Raw genomic sequence first — 20,293 nt, 5'->3', positions numbered from 1 at the left:
CATCCTGCCCTTATCCCGCCATGGCCGCAATCGCCTCCGCCCGGTCCAGCGTCTTGCGCGCGGTTTCGACATGCAGGTTCTCGACGATCTTGCCATCGACCACGGCGACGCCCTTGCCCTCGGCCGCCGCCGTCTGGAAGGCGTCGATCTGGCGGCGGGCTAGGTCGATCTCGGCATCCGTTGGGGCGAAGCATTCATTGGCGATGGCAAGCTGGGCGGGGTGGATCAGCGTCTTGCCGTCAAAGCCCATGTCGCGGCCCTGTTCGCATTCAGCGCGCAACCCGTCCTCGTCCTTGAAGGCGTTGAACACGCCGTCCACGATCACCTTGCCATAAGCCTTCGCGGCCAGCAGGCACAGGCCAAGCCCCGCCTGCATCGGCAAGCGGTCGGGGCGGAAGCGGCTGTTCAGTTCCTTGGCAAGGTCGTTGGTGCCCATCACCATCCCCTCCAGCCGGGGATGGGCTGCGATGGCGGCGGCGTTCAGCATCCCCAGCGGCGTTTCCATCATCGCCCACAAGGGCGTGTCGGGGACCAGCGCCGCCACGCGGTCCAGGTCGGCGGGGCCGTCCACCTTGGGGATCAGCACCGCATCCGCCCTGTGCAGCGCCGCGCAAAAATGCGCGTCCGCCCTGCCCCATTCCGTCGCCAGCCCGTTGATCCGCACGATCCGGGCACGCGGGCCATAGTCGTTCGCCAGCGCCGCCGCCAGGGCGTCCCGCGCGGCGGGTTTTTCCGCCGGGGCGACCGCATCCTCCAGATCGAAGATGATCGCGTCGGCGGGCAGCGCCTGCGCCTTCTCCATCGCCCGCGCATTGGCGGCAGGGATATACAGGACCGAACGGTAAGGGCGCGCCATGGAACCTCCTCGCAACTTTCTTGCGTGACGCTGCCCTGCGGCGTCAGATTTGGCAAGCGCAATTTTGCTGCGCTGCGGCGTCAGGCCAGAGCCTGCCAGATCAGCCGCAGCGACACGGCCAGCAGGCCCCAGGTGATCAGCTTGTAGAACAGCGCCTCGGGGATGATCCTGACCAGCCGCAGCCCCAGCCAGACCGAGACCAGCGCCGCGGGCGTCAGCACCGCCGCCGCCGCCAGGGCCGAGGGGTTCAACTGCCCAAGCGCGGCATAGGGAATCAGCTTGACCCAGTTGCAGACGGCAAAGAACCAGGTCGTGGTCCCGGCATAGATCAGCGCGGGCAGGCGCAGCGGCTGGACATAAACCTGCCAGGGCGGCGCGCCCGCATGGCTGACAAAGCTGGTATAGCCCGACAGCACCCCCCAGAACGTCCCGCGCCCATAGGATGCCGGGCGCTTCTGCGCCGACAGATGCGGCCGGATCAGCGCGTTCAGCGCGAAGACCGCGCCGATCACCCCGACGATCAGCGTCACGCCCCAGACCGGCACCACATGCGCGCCCGCCCAGCCGATGCCGATCCCGGCAATCGCGCCGGGCAGCGCGGTCGCCAGAACCCGGATGTCGAAATGGTGGCGAAAGGCCAGCAGCCCGCCGATGTCGGACACCACATAGACCGGCAGCATCAGCCCCGCCGCCTGCACCGGCGACATCACCAGCGACAGCAGCGGGACCGAGATCATGCCCACCATCGCCAGCCCGCCCTTGGCCAGTCCCACGGCCATGGCGGCGATGACCGCCAGCACCCAGCCCCATACCGTCAGATCCAGCATCGCCATCCCCTTGCCCGCGCGGCATGGATGCGTCGCAGCAGCCCGATTGGCAAGTGTCAGCGCCAACAGTGGCTTGCGATTTCTTGCCCGACCCCGTAACCACCGCGCAACAATCATCCCATTGATCGGAGGTTATCCATGGCCCGACCCAAAATCGCACTCATCGGTGCGGGGCAGATCGGCGGCACGCTGGCGCACCTGGCCGCGATGAAGGAACTGGGCGATGTCGTCCTGTTCGACATCGCCGAGGGCACGCCCCAGGGCAAGGCACTGGACATCGCGCAGTCGGGTCCGTCCGAAGGCTTCGACGCGGTGATGAAGGGCGCCAACGATTACGCCGACATCGCGGGCGCCGATGTCTGCATCGTCACCGCCGGCGTGCCGAGGAAGCCCGGGATGAGCCGCGACGACCTGCTGGGCATCAACCTCAAGGTCATGAAGTCGGTGGGTGAAGGCATTGCCAAGCACGCGCCGAACGCGTTCGTCATCTGCATCACCAACCCGCTGGATGCGATGGTCTGGGCTCTGCGTGAATTCAGCGGCCTGCCGCGCGAGAAGGTCTGCGGCATGGCGGGGGTGCTGGATTCCGCGCGCTTCCGCCACTTCCTGTCGCTGGAATTCGGCGTGTCCATGAAGGACGTGACCGCCTTCGTCCTGGGCGGGCATGGCGACACCATGGTGCCGCTGACCCGCTATTCGACCGTCGCGGGCATCCCGCTGCCGGATCTGGTGAAGATGGGCTGGACCACCCAGGAAAAGCTGGACAGCATCGTTCAGCGCACCCGTGACGGCGGCGCGGAGATCGTCGGCCTGCTCAAGACCGGCAGCGCCTTCTATGCCCCCGCGACCTCGGCCATCGAGATGGCGGAAGCCTACCTGAAGGACCAGAAGCGCGTGCTGCCCTGCGCGGCCTGGGTGGACGGCGCTTACGGACTGAACGGCATGTATGTGGGCGTGCCCACCGTGATCGGCGCAGGCGGCGTGGAAAAGGTCATCGACATCGCGCTGAACGACGACGAGCAGGCGATGTTCACCAAGTCGGTCGATGCGGTGAACGGGTTGGTCGCGGCCTGCAAGGGCATCGACGCCTCTCTGGCCTGATCCATCCGGCGAAACAGGCAAGGCGCGTCCCCTGCGGGCGCGCCTTTGCATTTGATGTTATGCATTTTTCGCGTTCCGTTTTATCATTGTCCTGTCCCAGTAACCGGAGGCGACCATGAACCGGACCGTCCTGCCTGCTGCCCTTCTTCCCCTGATGCTGCTGACCGCCTGCCAAGCGCCGCCCACCTCCCCCCGCCCCACGGACCAGTTGCCGTTCATGGGCAGTTGGAACTGCGGCGTCACGACCATGACCTTCACGCCCGATTCCTACCTGCCGTCGAACGACGCGCAGCCGATCAAGATCCGCAGCTTCTCGACCCAGAACCGGGCGACGACGATGACGCTGGATGACGGGGCGGTGATCCAGGTGCAGTGGCAGAACGACAACCAGATGACCTGGACCTCGCAAAGTACCGGCGACAGCTTCGACTGCAAGCGCGTCGCGGGCTGAAGCCCTGCGCCAGGGGCTTTGTGATCACGGCTTTTCCGGCTGTGATCACATTCCCTGCGTTCCCGCGGTTTTAGGCGCTTTTCCCGCAAATTCGTTTCCTGACGCCGTCCGGCTATGGCAAGACCCCCGGCAAATCTGTCGAACCGCAAAAGGGGGTCAGGATGAACATCCACGAATACCAGGCCAAGGCGCTGCTGCGTCAGTACGGCGCACCGGTCAGCGACGGCCGGATCGTGATGAAGGCGGACGAGGCGAAATCGGCTGCGGGTGAACTCGACGGTCCGCTCTGGGTCGTGAAGGCGCAGATCCACGCGGGCGGCCGCGGCAAGGGCAGCTTCAAGGAAGCCGCCGCCGGCGAAAAGGGCGGCGTTCGCCTGGCCAAGTCCGTGGCCGAGGCCGAGGAACTGACCCGCCAGATGCTGGGTCGCACCCTTGTGACCCACCAGACCGGCCCGGCGGGCAAGCAGGTCAACCGCATCTATATCGAGGACGGCAGCGACATCTCGCGCGAGTTGTACCTGGCCCTGCTGGTCGATCGCGGTTCGTCGCGCATCAGCTTCGTCGCATCCACCGAAGGCGGCATGGACATCGAGGAAGTGGCCGCCCACACGCCCGAAAAGATCGTCAGCTTCAGCGTCGATCCGGCATCGGGCCTGTCCGATTTCCACGGCCGCCGCGTGGCCTTTGCCTTGGGTCTGGAAGGCGCGCAGGTCAAGCAATGCGTTGCCCTGGTCAAGAACCTGTATCGCATGTTCATCGAACGCGACATGGAGATGCTGGAGATCAACCCGCTGATCGTCACCCCCGAAGGCAACATCAAGTGCCTCGACGCGAAGATGGGCTTCGACAACAACGCGCTGTATCGCCAGCCCGATATCATGGCGCTGCGCGACGAGACCGAGGAAGACCCCAAGGAACTGGCGGCGTCCAAGTTCGACCTGAACTACATCGCGCTTGACGGCGAGATCGGCTGCATGGTGAACGGCGCGGGCTTGGCGATGGCCACCATGGACATCATCAAGCTGTATGGCGCGGAACCCGCGAACTTCCTGGACGTGGGCGGCGGCGCGACGAAGGAGAAGGTGACGGAAGCCTTCAAGATCATCACCTCGGATCCGAACGTCAAAGGCATCCTGGTCAACATCTTCGGCGGCATCATGCGCTGCGACATCATCGCGGAAGGCATCATCGCCGCCGTGAAGGAAGTCGGCCTGCAGGTTCCGCTGGTCGTGCGCCTTGAGGGCACGAACGTGGACCTGGGCAAGCAGATCATCCGCGACTCGGGCCTGAACGTGATCCCGGCGGACGACCTGTCGGACGCGGCCGAGAAGATCGTGAAGGCGGTGAAGGGCTGAGCGGCCCGCGACCTGTAGGGTGCGCTTCAGCGCACCTTTCCCGAACAACGGTGCGCTGAAGCGCACCCTACGCCAAGGAAGCCACAATGGCCGTTCTCGTTAACAAAGACACCAAAGTCATCTGCCAGGGGATCACCGGATCCCAGGGCACCTTCCACACCGAACAGGCGATCGCCTATGGCACGCAGATGGTCGGCGGCGTGACCCCCGGCAAGGGCGGCAGCGAACACCTGGGCCTGCCGGTCTTCAACTCGGTCCACGAGGCTGTCGCGAAAACCGGCGCCACTGCGACCGCGATCTATGTTCCGCCCCCCTTCGCGGCGGATTCGATCCTGGAGGCCATCGACGCGCAGATCCCGCTGATCGTCTGCATCACCGAAGGCATCCCGGTGCTGGACATGATGAAGGTCAAGCGCGCCCTGCAAGGATCGCAGTCGCGCCTGATCGGGCCGAACTGCCCCGGCATCATGACCCCCGACGAATGCAAGATCGGCATCATGCCGGGCTCCATCTTCCGCCGCGGGTCCGTCGGCGTCGTGTCGCGTTCCGGCACGCTGACCTATGAGGCCGTGAAGCAGACCTCGGACGTGGGCCTGGGCCAGTCCAGCGCGGTCGGCATCGGCGGCGACCCCATCAAGGGGATGGAGCATATCGACGTGCTGCAGATGTTCCTGGATGACCCCGAGACCGAGTCGATCATCATGATCGGCGAGATCGGCGGTTCGGCCGAGGAGGAAGCGGCCGAGTTCCTGGCCGAGCAGAAGGCCAAGGGCAAGTGGAAGCCGACCGCAGGCTTCATCGCGGGCCGCACCGCCCCTCCGGGCCGTCGCATGGGCCATGCGGGCGCGATCGTGTCGGGCGGCAAGGGCGACGCGGAATCGAAGATCGAGGCGATGAAGCGCGCCGGGATCGTCGTGGCCGACAGCCCCGCGGGCCTGGGAGAGGCCGTGCTGAAGGCCATCAAGGGCTGAAACTGAACCCGTAGCCCCAAGCGGGCGTTCCCCCGGCACGTCAACCATTCTGGTCAAACACAGGAGACTGAAGGTGAAAATGCTTTCCGCTGCCATCATCGCCTCGACTGTCGTTCTGGGGGCCTGCGCACCCGAGCCGATCACGCGGGTGGAAACGACCGTGTCGGTGGACTCGGCCTCGACCGAGGCGCTTGGGGCCGCGACCGGCCTGCCCGCCGAGGCGGTCGTGGCCGTATCGCGCACCGGCAGCCAGTACACGGTGTTCTATCGCGGCGACGCGGTCACCGCCGAACAGGTGGCCGCGGCCCCGGCGGTGATCTGCGCCAATACCGCATCGACCGTGTTCACGGCCGCTCCGGTGGACCCGACCGGCCCGCAGTTCAGCGGCGGCGTCCAGAAGATGACCGTCACCTGTTCGTGACGATTTGACATGCCGTGCCCCCGGCATACCTATGGGGGCACTGGCAAGGCCAGGGGGATGACGTGGACCAGCCGCAACGCGCCGCAGACTTTCCGACGGATCGGGTTCTTGCCCGCGCCCGTGGCTGCATCGCGCCCTTGTCGCTAACGGCGCTGATGGCGCTGATCGCCTGCGGACGCGCGCCCACGGACGACATCCTGCGCGGCGGCATCCCCGCCATGACGAACCTTCACCAGGCCAGCGCCCTGCCCCCCGACGCCGTGCGTACGGTGGCGCGGCGGGATTTCGGCTGGCGCCTGATCTATCACCCGGCCCGCGCGCCCCTGGGCGCCGAGCAGGGCGCGGCCCGCGCGCTCTGCGGGTTGGAACGCCGCGCGGTGGCGCGGATCGAACGCATCCCGCGCGTAGATCCCTATGCCGATCCCGGCGCGGCCATCATCGACGTTTACTGTGCCTGAGGCGGTCATGACATCAAGAATCCCAGCAGTCCCCCTGAACATGCCCGGTCTGCCGGCCTTTCTTGCCGTCTGCGCCCTGGCCGGGTGCATGCAGCCGGTCGCGGCGCCTGCCCCGCAGCCGGCCCCCGTCGCGCCTGCCGCCCCGGCCGCGCCGCGCGTGGTCACGCCCAAGGCGCCCGTCGCGCCCCCCGTTGCCGAGCCTGCCGCGCCCGCCGTTCCGACCGGGCCCCTGGACAGCCGCACCGGGCTGCACCAGGCCTCGCTGATTTCCGTCACCGGGGATGCCGACAGCCGCTTCACCGTGCTGTTCCGCCCCGCCCAGACCGAGGCCGCCAGGATCGACGCCGCGCCCTCGCAGCTTTGCCGCGATGCGGGCCGCGACCTGAAGGACAGCCGCACCAACAAGCCTGGCGCGGGCAGCGCGATGCCCGGCGTCCAGATGATGATCGTCACCTGCAGCGCCGCCTGACGCCGCATCCCCATTCCCCATTGCGTCAAGGACGCGAGATCAGATGACCGAACAACCCAACAACGCCGATTTCCACGACTCTTCCTTCCTGCAGGGTCACAACGCCGCCTATATCGAACAGCTCTACGGCCAGTGGGCGCAGAATCCGCAGGCCTTCGACGCAGGCTGGGACGCCTTCTTCCGCAGCCTGGGCGATGCCGGAGAGGATGCCGCCCGCGAGGCGCAGGGCGCCACCTGGAAGCGCGCCGACTGGCCCCCCGTTCCCAACGATGAAACCACCGCCGCGCTGACCGGCGAATGGCCGATGGCGTCGAAAGGCGATGCTACCGCCGCGATGAAGAAGATCGCCGCCAAGGCCGAGGAAAAGGGCGTCAGCCTGACCGAGGACCAGATGCGCCAGGCGGTGCTGGATTCGATCCGCGCGCTGATGCTGATCCGCGCCTATCGGATCCGGGGCCACCTGCACGCGAACCTGGACCCGCTGGGCCTGCGCGACGTGCCGGACCACGGAGAGCTGAACCCCTCGACCTATGGCTTCGGCCCCGGCGACCTGGACCGGCCGATCTTCATCGACAACGTGCTGGGGCTGGAGATCGCCTCCATCCGCCAGATCACCGAGTTGATGGAGCGGACCTATTGCGGCACCTTCGCGATCCAGTTCATGCATATCTCGAACCCCGAGGAAGCCGCCTGGCTGAAGGAGCGGATCGAGGGTTACGGCAAGGAAATCCAGTTCACCCAGGAAGGTCGCCGCGCCATCCTGAACAAGCTGGTCGAGGCCGAGGGCTTCGAAAAGTTCCTGCATGTCAAATACATGGGCACCAAGCGCTTCGGCCTTGACGGGGGCGAGGCGCTGATCCCGGCGATGGAGCAGATCATTAAGCGCGGCGGCGCGCTTGGCGTGAAGGAGATCGTCATTGGGATGCCCCACCGGGGACGCCTGTCGGTGCTGGCCAACGTGTTGTCGAAACCCTATCGCGCGATCTTCCACGAATTCCAGGGCGGCAGCTTCAAGCCCGAGGACGTGGACGGTTCGGGCGACGTGAAATACCACTTGGGCGCATCGAGCGACCGGGAATTCGACGGCAATTCGGTCCACCTGTCGCTGACCGCGAACCCCTCGCATCTGGAGGCGGTGAACCCGGTCGTGCTGGGCAAGGCGCGGGCCAAGGGCGACCAGCTGGGCGACCAGGGCGACCGCACGGCGGTGCTGCCGATCCTGCTGCATGGCGACGCGGCCTTCGCGGGCCAGGGCGTCGTGGCGGAATGCCTGCAGCTGTCGGGCATCCGCGGCCACAAGACGGGCGGGACGATCCATATCGTCGTGAACAACCAGATCGGCTTCACGACCGCGCCGCATTTCAGCCGCACCTCGCCCTATCCGACCGATATCGCGCTGATGGTCGAGGCGCCGATCTTCCATGTGAACGGCGACGACCCCGAGGCCGTGGTCCATGCCGCCAAGGTCGCGACCGAGTTCCGCCAGAAGTTCCACAAGGACGTGGTCATCGACATCTTCTGCTATCGCCGCTTCGGTCACAACGAAGGCGACGAGCCGATGTTCACGAACCCCGCGATGTACACCCAGATCAAGGGCCACAAGACGACGCTGCAGCTTTACACCGAGCGTCTGACCGCCGACGGGCTGATCCCCGAGGGCGAGATCGAGGACATGAAGGCCGCCTTCCAGAACCTCCTCAACGAGGAGTTCGAGATCGGCAAGAACTACAAGCCGAACAAGGCCGACTGGCTGGACGGCAAATGGTCCGGCCTTGACCGCGAGGGGGCCGAATACGTGTCCGGCGAAACCGGGATCGAGCCCTCCACGATGGCCCAGATCGGCCGCGCGCTGACCACGGTTCCCGAAGGCCATAACCTGCACAAGACCGTGGGCCGCCTTCTGGAAGCCAAGAAGCAGATGTTCGAAACGGGCCAGGGCTTCGACTGGGCCACGGGCGAGGCCCTGGCCTTCGGATCGCTGCTCTTGGAAGGCAAGGGCGTGCGGCTGGCAGGCCAGGACAGCACGCGCGGCACCTTCAGCCAGCGTCATTCGGCCTTCATCGACCAGAAGACCGAGGACCGCTATTACCCCCTGAACCACATCGCGGAAGGCCAGGCGCATTACGAGGTCATCGACTCGATGCTGTCGGAATACGCGGTGCTGGGCTTCGAATACGGCTATTCGCTGGCCGAACCGAACGCCCTGGTGATGTGGGAAGCCCAGTTCGGCGACTTTGCCAACGGCGCGCAGATCATGTTCGACCAGTTCATCTCCTCGGGCGAGAAGAAATGGCTGCGCATGTCGGGCCTGGTGATGCTGCTGCCCCATGGCTTCGAGGGCCAAGGGCCGGAGCATTCGTCCGCCCGTCTGGAACGCTTCCTGCAGATGTGCGCCGAGGACAACTGGATCGTCGCCAACTGCACGACGCCCGCCAACTATTTCCACATCCTGCGCCGCCAGATGCACCGCCGGTTCCGCAAGCCGCTGGTGCTGATGACGCCGAAATCGCTGCTGCGCCATCCCAAGGCCATCAGCCGGGCCGAGGATTTCCAGACCGGATCCACCTTCCACCGGGTTCTGTGGGACGACGCGCAGCACGGCAATTCGGACACGGTGCTGGTGCCCGATCACCGCATCCGCCGCGTCGTGATCTGTTCGGGCAAGGTCTATTACGACCTGCTGAAGGCGCGGGACGAAGCCGGGATCGACGACATCTATCTGCTGCGGCTGGAACAGTTCTATCCCTTCCCGGCGCAGTCGATGGTCAAGGAACTGGCCCGCTTCAAGGATGCGGAAATCGTCTGGTGCCAGGAGGAACCCAAGAACCAGGGCGGGTGGAGCTTTGTCGAGCCCTATCTGGAATGGTCGCTGGACCGCCTGGGGGCCCAGCACAACCGCGCCCGCTATGTCGGCCGCAACGCCGCCGCGTCCGTCGCCACGGGTCTTGGATCGCGCCACAAGGCCGAACAGGAGGCCCTGGTGAACGAGGCGCTGTCGCTTGAAGGATGACGTGATGCCCACCGAAGTCCGCGTGCCCGCCCTGGGCGAATCCGTCACCGAGGCGACGGTCGCCACCTGGTTCAAGAAACCGGGTGACGCCGTCGCGGTGGACGAGATGCTGTGCGAACTGGAAACCGACAAGGTGACGGTCGAGGTGCCAAGCCCGGCGGCGGGCACCATGGCCCGGATCGTCGCGGCCGAAGGCGAAACCGTTGGCCCCGACGCCCTGCTGGCCGAAATCTCGGATGCCGCCAGCGTCACCCCCAAAGAACAACCCCAGGCCGCACCCCAGACGGCCCAGAAGACCCCGGAAGGACAGAAGAACATGAGCGGCAAAACCGTGGATGTGATGGTGCCCGCGCTTGGCGAAAGCGTGACCGAGGCGACGGTCGCCACCTGGTTCAAGAAACCGGGCGACAGCGTGGCGGTCGATGAAATGCTGTGCGAACTGGAAACCGACAAGGTTTCGGTCGAGGTGCCCAGTCCCGCCGCCGGCGTCCTGGCCGAGATCCTGGCCGAGGAAGGCGCGACCGTGGACGCCAAGGCACGCCTTGCCATCATCACCGAAGGCGCGGCCGGAACCGCCCCTGCCGGCGATGCGGGCGCCAACAAGGGCGCCTCTGGCAACGCCGAGGCCCCGGTGGGCTCGGCCTCGGGCGGCGAGGACGGCGTGACCGCGGGCGAGGTCGGATCGCCCGGCGCGGGCCCCGAGCAGATGAAGCCGCGCACGGATGTCGAGGATGCGCCCTCGGCCAAGAAGGCCATGGCCGAAAAGGGCGTCAGCCGCGACCAGGTGACGGGTTCGGGCCGCGATGGCCGCGTGATGAAGGAAGACGTGGCCAAGGCGCAGCCCGCCGCACGACCCGCGGCCCCTGCCCCGGCAGCCCCCCGCCCGGCCGAGGACGCCGCGCGCGAGGAACGCGTCAAGATGACCCGGTTGCGCCAGACCATCGCGCGGCGCCTGAAGGACGCGCAGAACACGGCGGCGATGCTGACGACCTATAACGAGGCCGACATGTCCGGCATCATGCAGCTTCGCAACGAATACAAGGACGCCTTCGAGAAGAAGCACAAGGTCAAGCTGGGCTTCATGTCCTTCTTCGTGAAGGCCTGCTGCCATGCCCTGAAGGAAGTCCCCGAGGTCAACGCCGAGATCGACGGCACCGACGTGGTCTACAAGAACTACGTCAACATGGGCGTGGCCGTGGGCACCCCCTCGGGCCTGGTCGTCCCGGTCGTCCGCGATGCCGACCAGAAGGGCTTTGCGGCGATCGAGAAGGAAATCGGCGAACTGGGCGCCAAGGGTCGCGACGGCAAGCTGACCATGCAGGAAATGCAGGGCGGCACCTTCACCATCTCGAACGGCGGTGTCTATGGCTCGCTGATGTCCTCGCCCATCCTGAACCCCCCGCAGTCGGGGATCCTGGGGATGCACAAGATCCAGGACCGTCCGGTCGTCGTCGGCGGGCAGATCGTCATCCGCCCGATGATGTATCTGGCGCTGTCCTATGACCACCGGATCGTGGACGGCAAGGGCGCCGTGACTTTCCTGGTCCGCGTCAAGGAAGCGCTGGAGGATCCTCGCCGTCTGCTGATGGATCTGTAAGATAAACGGCACCGCCGCATTGGTGGCGGTGCCATTTCAGCAACAGGAGACAGGCCATGCAACTGATCGCCCATTACAGCGTGAACGATTATTCCGTCTTCAAGGCATCCTTCGATGCCGATGCCGAAGATCGCGGCGCGAATGGCCTGTCCCTGCTGCAATTGTGGCGGGAAAACAACGGATCGGCCTGGGCGCTGTTCAGCGTCAGCGATTTCAAGGCAGCCCGCGCCTATCTGGACGGGGCGGCTGCGGTCTTCAACAGCCAGGCGGGCGTCACGGCCTTCAGCTATCACCTGGTGGAAACCGCCTGAGCCATGCTGACCACCGAACTGACGGTCCTCGCCCTGGCGGGCCTGCTGCAGGGGCTGCAATTTGCCGCCTTTTCCGTCGCGGCGAACCTTCAGGTCGGGCCGAAGGTGGCGATGGGGCCGCGCGACAATGCCCCGGCGCTGACCGGCACCGCAGGCCGGTTGCAGCGGGCGATGAACAACCATTTCGAAGGGCTGATCCTGTTCACCCTGGCCGTCGTCACTGTCACGCTTGGCGGGCAGGAAAGCGGGGTGACGGCGGCCTGCGCATGGATTTATCTCGCCGCGCGGATCCTCTATGTCCCCGCCTATGTGCTTGGCTGGGTGCCTTGGCGCTCGGTCATCTGGGCCGTGGGGTTCGCGGCGACGATGGTGATGATACTGGCCGCGCTGTTCTAGGCACCGGCCCCGAGGGACAATGAAGGAGAAATCGATGTCCACCTATGACCTGATCGTCATCGGCGCCGGGCCGGGCGGCTATGTCTGCGCGATCCGCGCGGCACAGCTGGGCCTGAAGGTCGCCTGCGTCGAGGGACGCGAGACGCTGGGCGGCACCTGCCTGAACGTGGGCTGCATCCCGTCCAAGGCGCTGCTGCACGCCAGCCACATGGCGCACGAGGCGCACGAGAACTTTGGCAAGATGGGCCTGAACGTGGGCCATGTCGAAGTCAACTGGCAGAAGATGCAGGGCTACAAGGCGGAAACCGTCGGCGGCAACACCAAGGGCATCGAGTTCCTGTTCAAGAAGAACAAGATCGACTGGCTGAAAGGCTGGGCCGTCATCGAGGCGCCGGGCAAGGTCAAGGTCGGCGACACGACCTACGATACGAAGAACATCGTGATCGCCACGGGCTCGGTCCCGACTGCGCTGAAGGGCGTGACGGTGGACAACGACGCGGGCATCGTGGTGGATTCGACCGGCGCGCTTGCCCTGCCCAAGATCCCCGCGTCCATGGTCGTGATCGGCGCGGGCGTGATCGGGCTGGAGCTTGGCTCGGTCTATGCCCGCCTTGGCACGCAGGTCACGGTGGTCGAATACCTGGACGCCATCACCCCCGGCATGGACGCCGAGGTGCAGAAGCAGTTCCAGAAGATCCTGACCAAGCAGGGGCTGAAGTTCGTCCTGGGCGCCGCCGTGTCGGGGGTCGAGACCGCCGAAGGCCAGGCCAAGGTCAGCTACACCCTGCGCAAGGACAACAGCGAGCACGCGCTGGAGGCCGAGGTCGTGCTGGTCGCCACCGGCCGCCGCCCCTATGTCGAAGGCCTCGGCCTCGACACCGTGGGCGTGCAGATGACCGATCGCGGCTACGTCAAGGTGGACAACCGCTGGGCCACCTCTGTTCCCGGCATCTATGCCATCGGCGACGCGGCCCCCGGCCCCATGCTGGCACACAAGGCCGAGGACGAGGGCATGGCCGTGGCCGAGGTGATCGCGGGCAAGCATGGGCATGTGAATTACGACGTGATCCCCGGCGTGATCTACACCATGCCCGAGGTCGCAAGCGTGGGCCTGACCGAGGAAGCCGCCAAGGCGGACGGCCGCAAGATCAAGGTCGGCAAGTTCCCCTTCATGGGCAACGCGCGCGCCAAGGCGGTCATGCAGGCGGAAGGCTTCGTCAAGCTGATCGCCGATGCGGAAACCGACCGGATCCTCGGCTGCCACATCATCGGCCCCAACGCGGGCGAGATGATCCACGAGGTTTGCGTGGCAATGGAATTCGGCGCCGCCGCGCAGGATCTGGCGCTCACCTGCCACGCGCATCCGACCACCTCGGAAGCGGTGCGGGAAGCCGCGCTTGCCTGCGGAGATGGCGCGATCCATGTCTGACCTTGGTCGTCGTGGCCTGATCCTTGCCACGCTTGCCCTTGCCGCCTGCGGTGGCGGGGGCAGCCAGAAGATGTCCTCCGGCCTTGGCCGCAACGGGCTTTATCCGAACGAGACGCCGCACCTGCGCTCGCGCATCAACTACTGGTCGAACCATTATGGCGTGCCATCGGCCATGGTGCAGCGGATCATCCTGCGGGAATCGCAGCACCGCCCCGGCGCCCGCAACGGTCCCTATTACGGGCTGATGCAGATCAACCCGGCGACCGCGCGCACCATGGGCCATCGCGGCCCCGCTGCCAGCCTGCTCGATGCCGACACGAACCTGCGCTATGGCGTGAAATACCTGCGCGGCGCCTGGATGGTGGCCGATGGCGACCCGGACAAAACCGTCATGTGGTACTCGCGCGGCTATTACTATGAAGCCAAGCGCAAGGGCCTGCTGAAACAGACCGGCCTGCGCAGCTAGGGCTTCTTCTTTGCCCAAATACCCTCGGGGCTTCTGAGCGCCTGGAAAAAGGTCCAGTGGACCTTTTTCAGCGAAGAAGGGGCCGACAGGGCCGACAATTGCGCCCCTGGGCGCAAGAGGGGGCGCGAGCGCCCCCTTTCTTCGTCACCCGTGCCGCGCCGCCTTCAAGGCCGCAACGCCGGGCAATTCCTTGCCCTCCATCCATTCCAGGAAGGCGCCGCCTGCGGTCGAGATGAAGGTGAAATCATCCGCCACGCCCGCCTTGTTCAGCGCCGCGACCGTATCGCCGCCGCCCGCAACCGAGGTCAGCTTGCCGTCTCGCGTCAGCGCCGCCGCAGCCTGCGCCGCCGCATTGGTGGCGCGGTCGAAGGGCTCGATCTCGAAGGCGCCCAGGGGGCCGTTCCAGATCAGCGTCTTGCAATGCGCCATCGCCTCGCGCAGCGCCTCGACGGTCGCCGGGCCCGCGTCCAGGATCATCGCGTCGGCCGGGCACTGATCGACCGGCAGCACCTGTGATTCCGCGCCCGCCTTGAATTCGCGCGCCACGACGATGTCCAGCGGCAGATGGATCACGCAGCCGCCCTGGTCGGCCTTGTCCAGGATCTGGCGCGCGGTGTCGGCCATGTCGCGTTCGGCCAGCGACTTGCCGACCTCGACGCCCTTGGCCACCAGGAAGGTGTTGGCCATGCCGCCGCCGATCACCAGGTGATCGACCTTGTCCACCAGGTTCATCAGCAAATCCAGCTTGGTCGAGACCTTGGCCCCGCCCACGACCGCCATCACCGGCCGCTGCGGAGTGCCAAGCGCCGCGTCGAGCGCCTTCAGCTCCGCCTCCATCAGCCGCCCCGCGCCCGAGGGCAGCAGCCGCGCCAGCCCCTCGGTGGACCCATGCGCCCGATGCGCAGCCGAGAAGGCGTCGTTCACGTAAACCCCGCCAAGCGCCGCGATGGAGGCCGCGAAGGTCGGGTCGTTCTTTTCCTCGCCTTCATGGAAGCGGGTGTTTTCCAGCAGCGCCACATCGCCCGGCTTCAGCGCGGCGACCACGCGCTTGGCCGGGCCGCCGATGCAGTCGTCGGCGAAGATGACGGGCTGCCCAAGCGCCGCTTCCAACGCCGGCACGATCTGCTTCAGGCTCATGCTGTCAACGCGCTTGCCCTTGGGCCGGTCGAAATGCGCCAGCAGGACCGGGATCCCCCCCTTGGCCTGGATGTCCTTGACCGTGGGCACGATCTTTTCGATCCGCATCGCGTCGGTCACGCGGCCGTCTTCCACCGGCACGTTCACGTCCACGCGGGTCAGCACGACCTTGCCGTCCATGTCCAGATCATCGATTGTCTTGAAATCGGCCATCGTTTCGTCCTTTCGGGCTTCTGGGGCTTGGATGGCTTGTCCCGCATGGGGGAAGCGGCGTCAACTCTCGCATAAGGGTGATTGGTCCGTGAAGGGGTTTGCGCGTTGCCCTTGGGGCGGCAAAGCCCTAGACCAAGGACCGAACGTGGCAAAGGAGGGCCGCATGGCCGAGATCAAGGATCCCGAAAACACCATCATCATCGAATTGAAGGATGGTCCTGTCGTCATCGAACTGCTGCCCGATGTCGCGCCAAAACATGCCGAGCGCATGAAGGAACTGGCCCGCGCCGGGAAATACGACAACGTGGCCTTCCACCGTGTGATCGAGGGCTTCATGGCCCAGACCGGCGACGTGCAGCACGCCAACATGGAAAACAACTACAACCCCGGCCGTTCGGGCACCGGCGGTTCCGACCTGCCCGACCTTCCGGCGGAATTTTCCAAGCTGCCGCATGACCGCGGCACGCTGGGCGCGGCGCGGTCGCAGAACCCCAACAGCGCCAACAGCCAGTTCTTCATCAACTTCAAGGACAACCACTTCCTGAACGGCCAGTACACCGTCTATGGCCGGGTGATTTCCGGGATGGAGCATGTGGACAAGATCGCGCGCGGAGAGCCGCCTGCGAACCCCGACCGCATGATCTCGGTCAAGGTGGCCGCCGATGCGTAACGCTCTGATCCCCGCCCTTTTGCTGGCGGCAACCGCCGCCCATGCCCAGGCCCCCGCGCATGAAGACGGCCCCGGCCCAAACATGGTGATCGAGGTGGCAGGGGCCGACGGCAAGTCCAAGGGCACCATCACGCTGGACCTGCTGGCCGACAAGGCGCCGAACCATGTCGCGCGGCTGGTGGAACTGGCCAAGGCGGGCAAATACGACGGCGTGGTCTTCCACCGCGTCATCGACGGCTTCATGGCCCAGACGGGCGACGTGGAACATGGCAAGCAGGGCGGCGCCAGCATCGCCATGGCCGGCACAGGCGGGTCCGACCTGCCGGATCTGGAGGCCGAGTTCAACGATGTCTCGTTCGGGGCGGGCACCGTCGGCATGGCGCGCGCGCAGGATCCGAACAGCGCCAACAGCCAGTTCTTCATCGACCTGGCGCCTGCCACCTTCCTGGACGGGCAATACACGGTCGTCGGCCAGCTGATCGACGGCTGGGACGTACTGACCCAGATCAAGAAGGGCGATGCCAACGCCAATGGCACGGTCGAAGCCCCGGACTACATGGCCAAGGTCACGATTGTCGAATAGAACCGGCGTCGAATGACCTTGCGAAAGGGGGCTGCGGCCCCCTTTTTCGCGCTTGCGGCATTGGCTTCCCCGCGCCTATGGTTCGCGCGACATGGAACCGCGCAACCTTCCCGATGTGACCGAAATCACCCCCTCGGCCGGGGTCGAACGCGCCTGTCACGGATGGCGCGCGAAATGCCTGCAACGGCTGATCAGGATGCGCCTGCCGGTGCCGCGCAGCTTTGCGATCCCTTCGGAAACCGTGCAGTTGATCGCCACCGGCAAACCCGTGGATCTGGCCGCGCTGTCGGACCTGTTCGCCGAAGGGGACGGGCTGGCCAGCGTCCGGCCCTCGGCGCTCATGCCCGAATGGGGCGGGCCGGGCACGGTGCTGAACGTGGGCATCAACGACAAGACCCACAAGCGGCTGGCGCACCGGATCGGCCAGGCGAATGCCGACACGCTGTATCGCCGCTTTGTCCAGGCCTATGCCATCCATATCGCCCGCCTCGATCCCGACATGTTCGCCCAGGAAGGCGACGGTGCCCTGGCCGAGGCGCTGCGCTGTTACCGCGACGAGACGGACGAGGACTTCCCCCAGGACCCTTGCGTCCAGCTGGCCGAGGTTCTGCGGTCCATGGCGCGTGCCTGGGACGGCCCGACCGCCCGCCTGCTGCGCCAGGCCAAGGGCGCCCCGGCCGAGGCGCCGCTGGGCCTTGTGGTCCAGCAGATGGCGCTTGGCCTGGGGCCCGGTCTGTGCGGGTCGGGCAGCATCCAGTTCGTCGATTCCGTCACCGGCGCCCCCCGCGTCACCGGACGCTTCCGCCGCCAGCACCACGGCGGCGCCGACGGGGTCGGGGCGGAAACGCAGTTCCTGACGCGCGACACCCGCGGCCCGTCCCTGGAGGAAACCGCGCCCGAGGTCTTTGCCGAGCTGATCCGCTTTGGCGTCGCCGCCCGCGAACGCCTGCGCGAGGAGATGCAGATCGAATTCGTGGTGGTCGATGGCCGGATCTCGATCATCGACGCGACGCGGGTGCAGCGCACCTCGCGCGCCAATGTCCGCATCGCGGTGGCCCTGGCGCGCGACGGCATTATCCCGGAAGCCGAGGCCGTGATGCGCGTCGAGCCCCGCGCGCTTGCCGACCTTCTGCACCAGCAGGTCGATCCCCGCGCCCCGCGCGAGGTGATCGCGCGCGGCATCAATGCCAGCCCCGGCGCGGCCACCGGCCGGATCGTCTTCACGGCGGCCGCGGCCCAGGCCTCGGCCGCGCGGGACGAGGCCTGCATCCTGGTCCGCCGCGAAACCGTGCCCGAGGATGTGCGCGGGATGCACGCTTCCGTGGGCGTCTTGACCGAACGGGGCGGCACGACCAGCCACGCGGCGGTGATCGCGCGCGGCATGGGCCTGCCCTGCATCGTCGGCGCGACCGGCATCAGCATCGACACCCGCAGCCGCACCCTGCGGGCGGGCGGCATCACCCTGCGCGAAGGCGACGAGATCACCATCGACGGATCGACCGGAGAGGTTCTGGCGGGGCGCGTCGCGCTCTTGGAACCTGCGCTTGACGACAATTTCGCGCAGCTTCTGGACTGGGCCGACGCGGCGGGCGGCATCGCGGTGCGCGCCAATTGCGACACACCGGAAGACGCCCGCACCGCGCGGCGCTTCAACGCGCAGGGCATCGGGCTGTGCCGGACGGAACACATGTTCTTCGACGCCGAACGCCTGCCCGCGATGCGCGAGATGATCTTTGCCGACACCCCGCAGGACCGCCGCCTGGCGCTGGACCGCATCCTGCCCATGCAGCGCCAGGATTTCGCCGCCCTGTTCGAGATCATGGCGGGCCTGCCCGTCACCATCCGCCTGTTCGACCCGCCGCTGCACGAATTTCTGCCCCATGACCGCGAAGGGCTGCGCGAACTGGCCGATTCCATGGACCTGCCGCTGTCGGACGTGACCCGCCGGGTCGAGGCGTTGTCGGAGTTCAACCCGATGCTGGGGATGCGCGGGGTCCGCCTGGGCATCACCGTCCCCGAGATCTATGACATGCAGGCCCGCGCCATCTTCGAGGCGACCGTCGAGGCCAGCCGCAAGGGCGACCCCGTCGTCCCCGAGATCATGATCCCCCTGGTCAGCGCCATGCGAGAGGTCGAGTTGGTCAAGAACCGCATCGACGCCGTGGCCGCCGCCGTGAAGAACGACCGCCATGCCGATTTCACCTATCGTCTGGGGGTGATGGTCGAAACGCCCCGCGCCTGCCTGCGCGCGGGCGACATCGCCGCCCATTCCGCCTTCCTGTCCTTCGGCACGAACGACCTGACGCAGATGACCTATGGCCTGTCGCGCGACGATGCCGGGCGCTTCATGGGCACCTATGTCGGCCAGCATGTCTATGAGGAAGACCCCTTCCACTGCCTGGACCAGGACGGCGTGGGGGAACTGCTGCTGATCGGGGCGCAGCGCGCGCGCCAGCAGCGCCCGCAGATCACCATATCCGTCTGCGGGGAACATGGCGGCAATCCCGAATCGATCGGCTTCTGCCATGACGCGGGCTTCGACTATGTCTCCTGCTCGCCCTTCCGGGTGCCCGTGGCGCGGCTTGCGGCGGCTCAATCGGCCCTGCGCGCCCGCCTGCGCGACGAACATGGCTGAGTGATTCGCAGCCGATTCCCGGCAATTTCCGCGCCGCGACGGACGATCAGCGCACCCGTGGAAGCTGCATTCACGCCAAAACTTGCCGGTCAGGCAAAAGACCGTCGGCAGGATGCTGCCGGAAACGGGCGATTTCAGGAGCCTGCGGCCTTTCACGAAGAAGTTTCGTGGCAGCGGCGATTCCTAAAACCGTAATCATTCCGCTGAACGCCGCGCCGCCCATCTGCTCTGGGACGCGGCGATCTTAACACCCTGTCCACCCGACACGGTTATGGGAATCGATATGGAAACGCTGCTTCAGCGGATGGCGCCGTTTTGCCTGTGCGCCGCCGCCCTTACCTTCACGGCGACAGGCGCCATTGCGGGCAACGGATCGCTGTTTTCGTCCGACGCCGGGCTGTTCGGTGCTGCGCAAAAGGCCGCCGCGCGACCGACGCCGCTTCTATACACGGGCACTGACCCTGTGAAGGTGGAAACCGCAGTCGCGGAAGAAAATTCGGACGCGAATTTCCTGCTGGCCAGCACGGCCAGGCGGGGCCGTTTCAACGAACGTGACCTGAACTGCATGGCCGAGGCGATCTATCACGAGGCGCGCGGCGAAAGCACACGCGGCCAGGCCGCCGTGGCCGAGGTGATCCTGAACCGCGTCGAAAGCCGCCAGTTCCCCTCATCGGTCTGCGGGGTGGTGAACCAGCCCAGCCAGTTCAGCTATACCATCGGCGGGCGCAAGGCGATCGGCAACAAGGCCGCCTATCTGCGTGCCCGCGACATCGCCCGCCGCGCGCTGTCGGGCGCGCCCCGCGTGCTGACCGGCGGGGCCACCTATTTCCACACGCCCTCTGTCAGGCCGTCTTGGTCGCGCCGCTTCCAGCGCACCGTGCAGATCGGGCGGCATATCTTCTATCGCCCCGGCGGGCGGCAAGTCGCCTCGAACTAG

General features: G+C 66.5%; 20 protein-coding genes. 17 read left to right on the top strand and 3 right to left on the bottom strand.

Annotated features, from left to right (window positions below; genetic code table 11):
• Positions 1–10: 10 nt before the first annotated feature.
• Positions 11–856, bottom strand: coding sequence for a CoA ester lyase (locus AAIL68_RS13035; protein ID WP_347140214.1), 846 nt, complete (start codon positions 854–856; stop codon positions 11–13).
• Positions 857–936: 80 nt separating this feature from the next.
• On the bottom strand, positions 937–1,674 hold the full coding sequence (locus tag AAIL68_RS13030; protein ID WP_347140240.1) for a sulfite exporter TauE/SafE family protein: 738 nt from the start codon (positions 1,672–1,674) through the stop codon (positions 937–939).
• Between the two features lie 147 nt (positions 1,675–1,821).
• Between AAIL68_RS13030 and mdh the strand changes: the two genes are divergently transcribed.
• From mdh to AAIL68_RS12965, 13 genes are all read left to right on the top strand, one after another.
• The gene (mdh, locus tag AAIL68_RS13025) at positions 1,822–2,784 is read left to right on the top strand and encodes a malate dehydrogenase (protein ID WP_347140213.1); all 963 of its coding nucleotides are present in this window, start codon (positions 1,822–1,824) and stop codon (positions 2,782–2,784) included.
• Positions 2,785–2,899: 115 nt separating this feature from the next.
• Positions 2,900–3,235 (top strand): hypothetical protein, encoded by a 336-nt coding sequence (locus AAIL68_RS13020; protein WP_347140212.1) that lies wholly within the window; start codon positions 2,900–2,902, stop codon positions 3,233–3,235.
• A gap of 161 nt (positions 3,236–3,396) precedes the next feature.
• The gene (gene sucC, locus AAIL68_RS13015; RefSeq protein ID WP_347140211.1) at positions 3,397–4,590 is read left to right on the top strand and encodes an ADP-forming succinate--CoA ligase subunit beta; all 1,194 of its coding nucleotides are present in this window, start codon (positions 3,397–3,399) and stop codon (positions 4,588–4,590) included.
• 86 nt (positions 4,591–4,676) lie between these two features.
• Positions 4,677–5,561, top strand: a complete 885-nt coding sequence (gene sucD, locus AAIL68_RS13010; RefSeq protein WP_347140210.1) for a succinate--CoA ligase subunit alpha — start codon at positions 4,677–4,679, stop codon at positions 5,559–5,561.
• A gap of 73 nt (positions 5,562–5,634) precedes the next feature.
• Positions 5,635–5,982, top strand: coding sequence for a hypothetical protein (locus tag AAIL68_RS13005; RefSeq protein WP_347140209.1), 348 nt, complete (start codon positions 5,635–5,637; stop codon positions 5,980–5,982).
• A gap of 62 nt (positions 5,983–6,044) precedes the next feature.
• Positions 6,045–6,440 (top strand): hypothetical protein, encoded by a 396-nt coding sequence (locus tag AAIL68_RS13000; protein WP_347140208.1) that lies wholly within the window; start codon positions 6,045–6,047, stop codon positions 6,438–6,440.
• 88 nt (positions 6,441–6,528) lie between these two features.
• Positions 6,529–6,909 carry a hypothetical protein gene (locus AAIL68_RS12995; protein WP_347140207.1) on the top strand — a complete coding sequence of 127 codons (381 nt, stop codon included), beginning with the start codon at positions 6,529–6,531 and terminating at the stop codon, positions 6,907–6,909.
• Positions 6,910–6,952: 43 nt separating this feature from the next.
• Positions 6,953–9,919 (top strand): 2-oxoglutarate dehydrogenase E1 component, encoded by a 2,967-nt coding sequence (locus tag AAIL68_RS12990; RefSeq protein WP_347140206.1) that lies wholly within the window; start codon positions 6,953–6,955, stop codon positions 9,917–9,919.
• A gap of 4 nt (positions 9,920–9,923) precedes the next feature.
• Positions 9,924–11,516 (top strand): 2-oxoglutarate dehydrogenase complex dihydrolipoyllysine-residue succinyltransferase, encoded by a 1,593-nt coding sequence (gene odhB, locus AAIL68_RS12985; RefSeq protein ID WP_347140205.1) that lies wholly within the window; start codon positions 9,924–9,926, stop codon positions 11,514–11,516.
• A 56-nt stretch (positions 11,517–11,572) separates the two neighbouring features.
• On the top strand, positions 11,573–11,827 hold the full coding sequence (locus tag AAIL68_RS12980; RefSeq protein WP_347140204.1) for a hypothetical protein: 255 nt from the start codon (positions 11,573–11,575) through the stop codon (positions 11,825–11,827).
• 6 nt (positions 11,828–11,833) lie between these two features.
• Complete coding sequence (locus AAIL68_RS12975) at positions 11,834–12,223, top strand: MAPEG family protein (protein ID WP_347140239.1); 390 nt, start codon at positions 11,834–11,836, stop codon at positions 12,221–12,223.
• 34 nt (positions 12,224–12,257) lie between these two features.
• Entirely contained in the window at positions 12,258–13,652 is a 1,395-nt protein-coding gene (gene lpdA / locus AAIL68_RS12970; protein ID WP_347140238.1) for a dihydrolipoyl dehydrogenase, read from the top strand.
• Entirely contained in the window at positions 13,645–14,118 is a 474-nt protein-coding gene (locus AAIL68_RS12965) for a lytic transglycosylase domain-containing protein (protein WP_347140203.1), read from the top strand. Before lpdA ends, AAIL68_RS12965 begins: the two co-directional genes overlap by 8 nt.
• A 144-nt stretch (positions 14,119–14,262) precedes the next feature.
• On the opposite strand, the gene AAIL68_RS12960 is transcribed toward AAIL68_RS12965, so the two are convergent.
• Entirely contained in the window at positions 14,263–15,468 is a 1,206-nt protein-coding gene (locus AAIL68_RS12960) for a phosphoglycerate kinase (RefSeq protein ID WP_347140202.1), read from the bottom strand.
• 163 nt (positions 15,469–15,631) lie between these two features.
• Here AAIL68_RS12960 and AAIL68_RS12955 point away from each other — a divergent pair, with 163 nt between their 5' ends.
• From AAIL68_RS12955 to AAIL68_RS12940, 4 genes are all read left to right on the top strand, one after another.
• Complete coding sequence (locus AAIL68_RS12955; RefSeq protein ID WP_347140201.1) at positions 15,632–16,138, top strand: peptidylprolyl isomerase; 507 nt, start codon at positions 15,632–15,634, stop codon at positions 16,136–16,138.
• Positions 16,131–16,721: a peptidylprolyl isomerase gene (locus AAIL68_RS12950; RefSeq protein ID WP_347140200.1), complete on the top strand. Its 591-nt coding sequence runs from the start codon at positions 16,131–16,133 to the stop codon at positions 16,719–16,721. Before AAIL68_RS12955 ends, AAIL68_RS12950 begins: the two co-directional genes overlap by 8 nt.
• Before the next feature lie 91 nt (positions 16,722–16,812).
• Positions 16,813–19,356 carry a putative PEP-binding protein gene (locus AAIL68_RS12945; protein WP_347140237.1) on the top strand — a complete coding sequence of 848 codons (2,544 nt, stop codon included), beginning with the start codon at positions 16,813–16,815 and terminating at the stop codon, positions 19,354–19,356.
• A gap of 283 nt (positions 19,357–19,639) precedes the next feature.
• Positions 19,640–20,293, top strand: coding sequence for a cell wall hydrolase (locus AAIL68_RS12940; protein WP_347140199.1), 654 nt, complete (start codon positions 19,640–19,642; stop codon positions 20,291–20,293).

It is taken from the genome of Paracoccus sp. SSK6 (genome assembly GCF_039770665.1).
Taxonomy (GTDB): domain Bacteria; phylum Pseudomonadota; class Alphaproteobacteria; order Rhodobacterales; family Rhodobacteraceae; genus Paracoccus.
The sequence above is the reverse complement of the archived record's forward strand: the minus strand, read 5'-3'. Positions and strand labels throughout refer to the sequence as shown.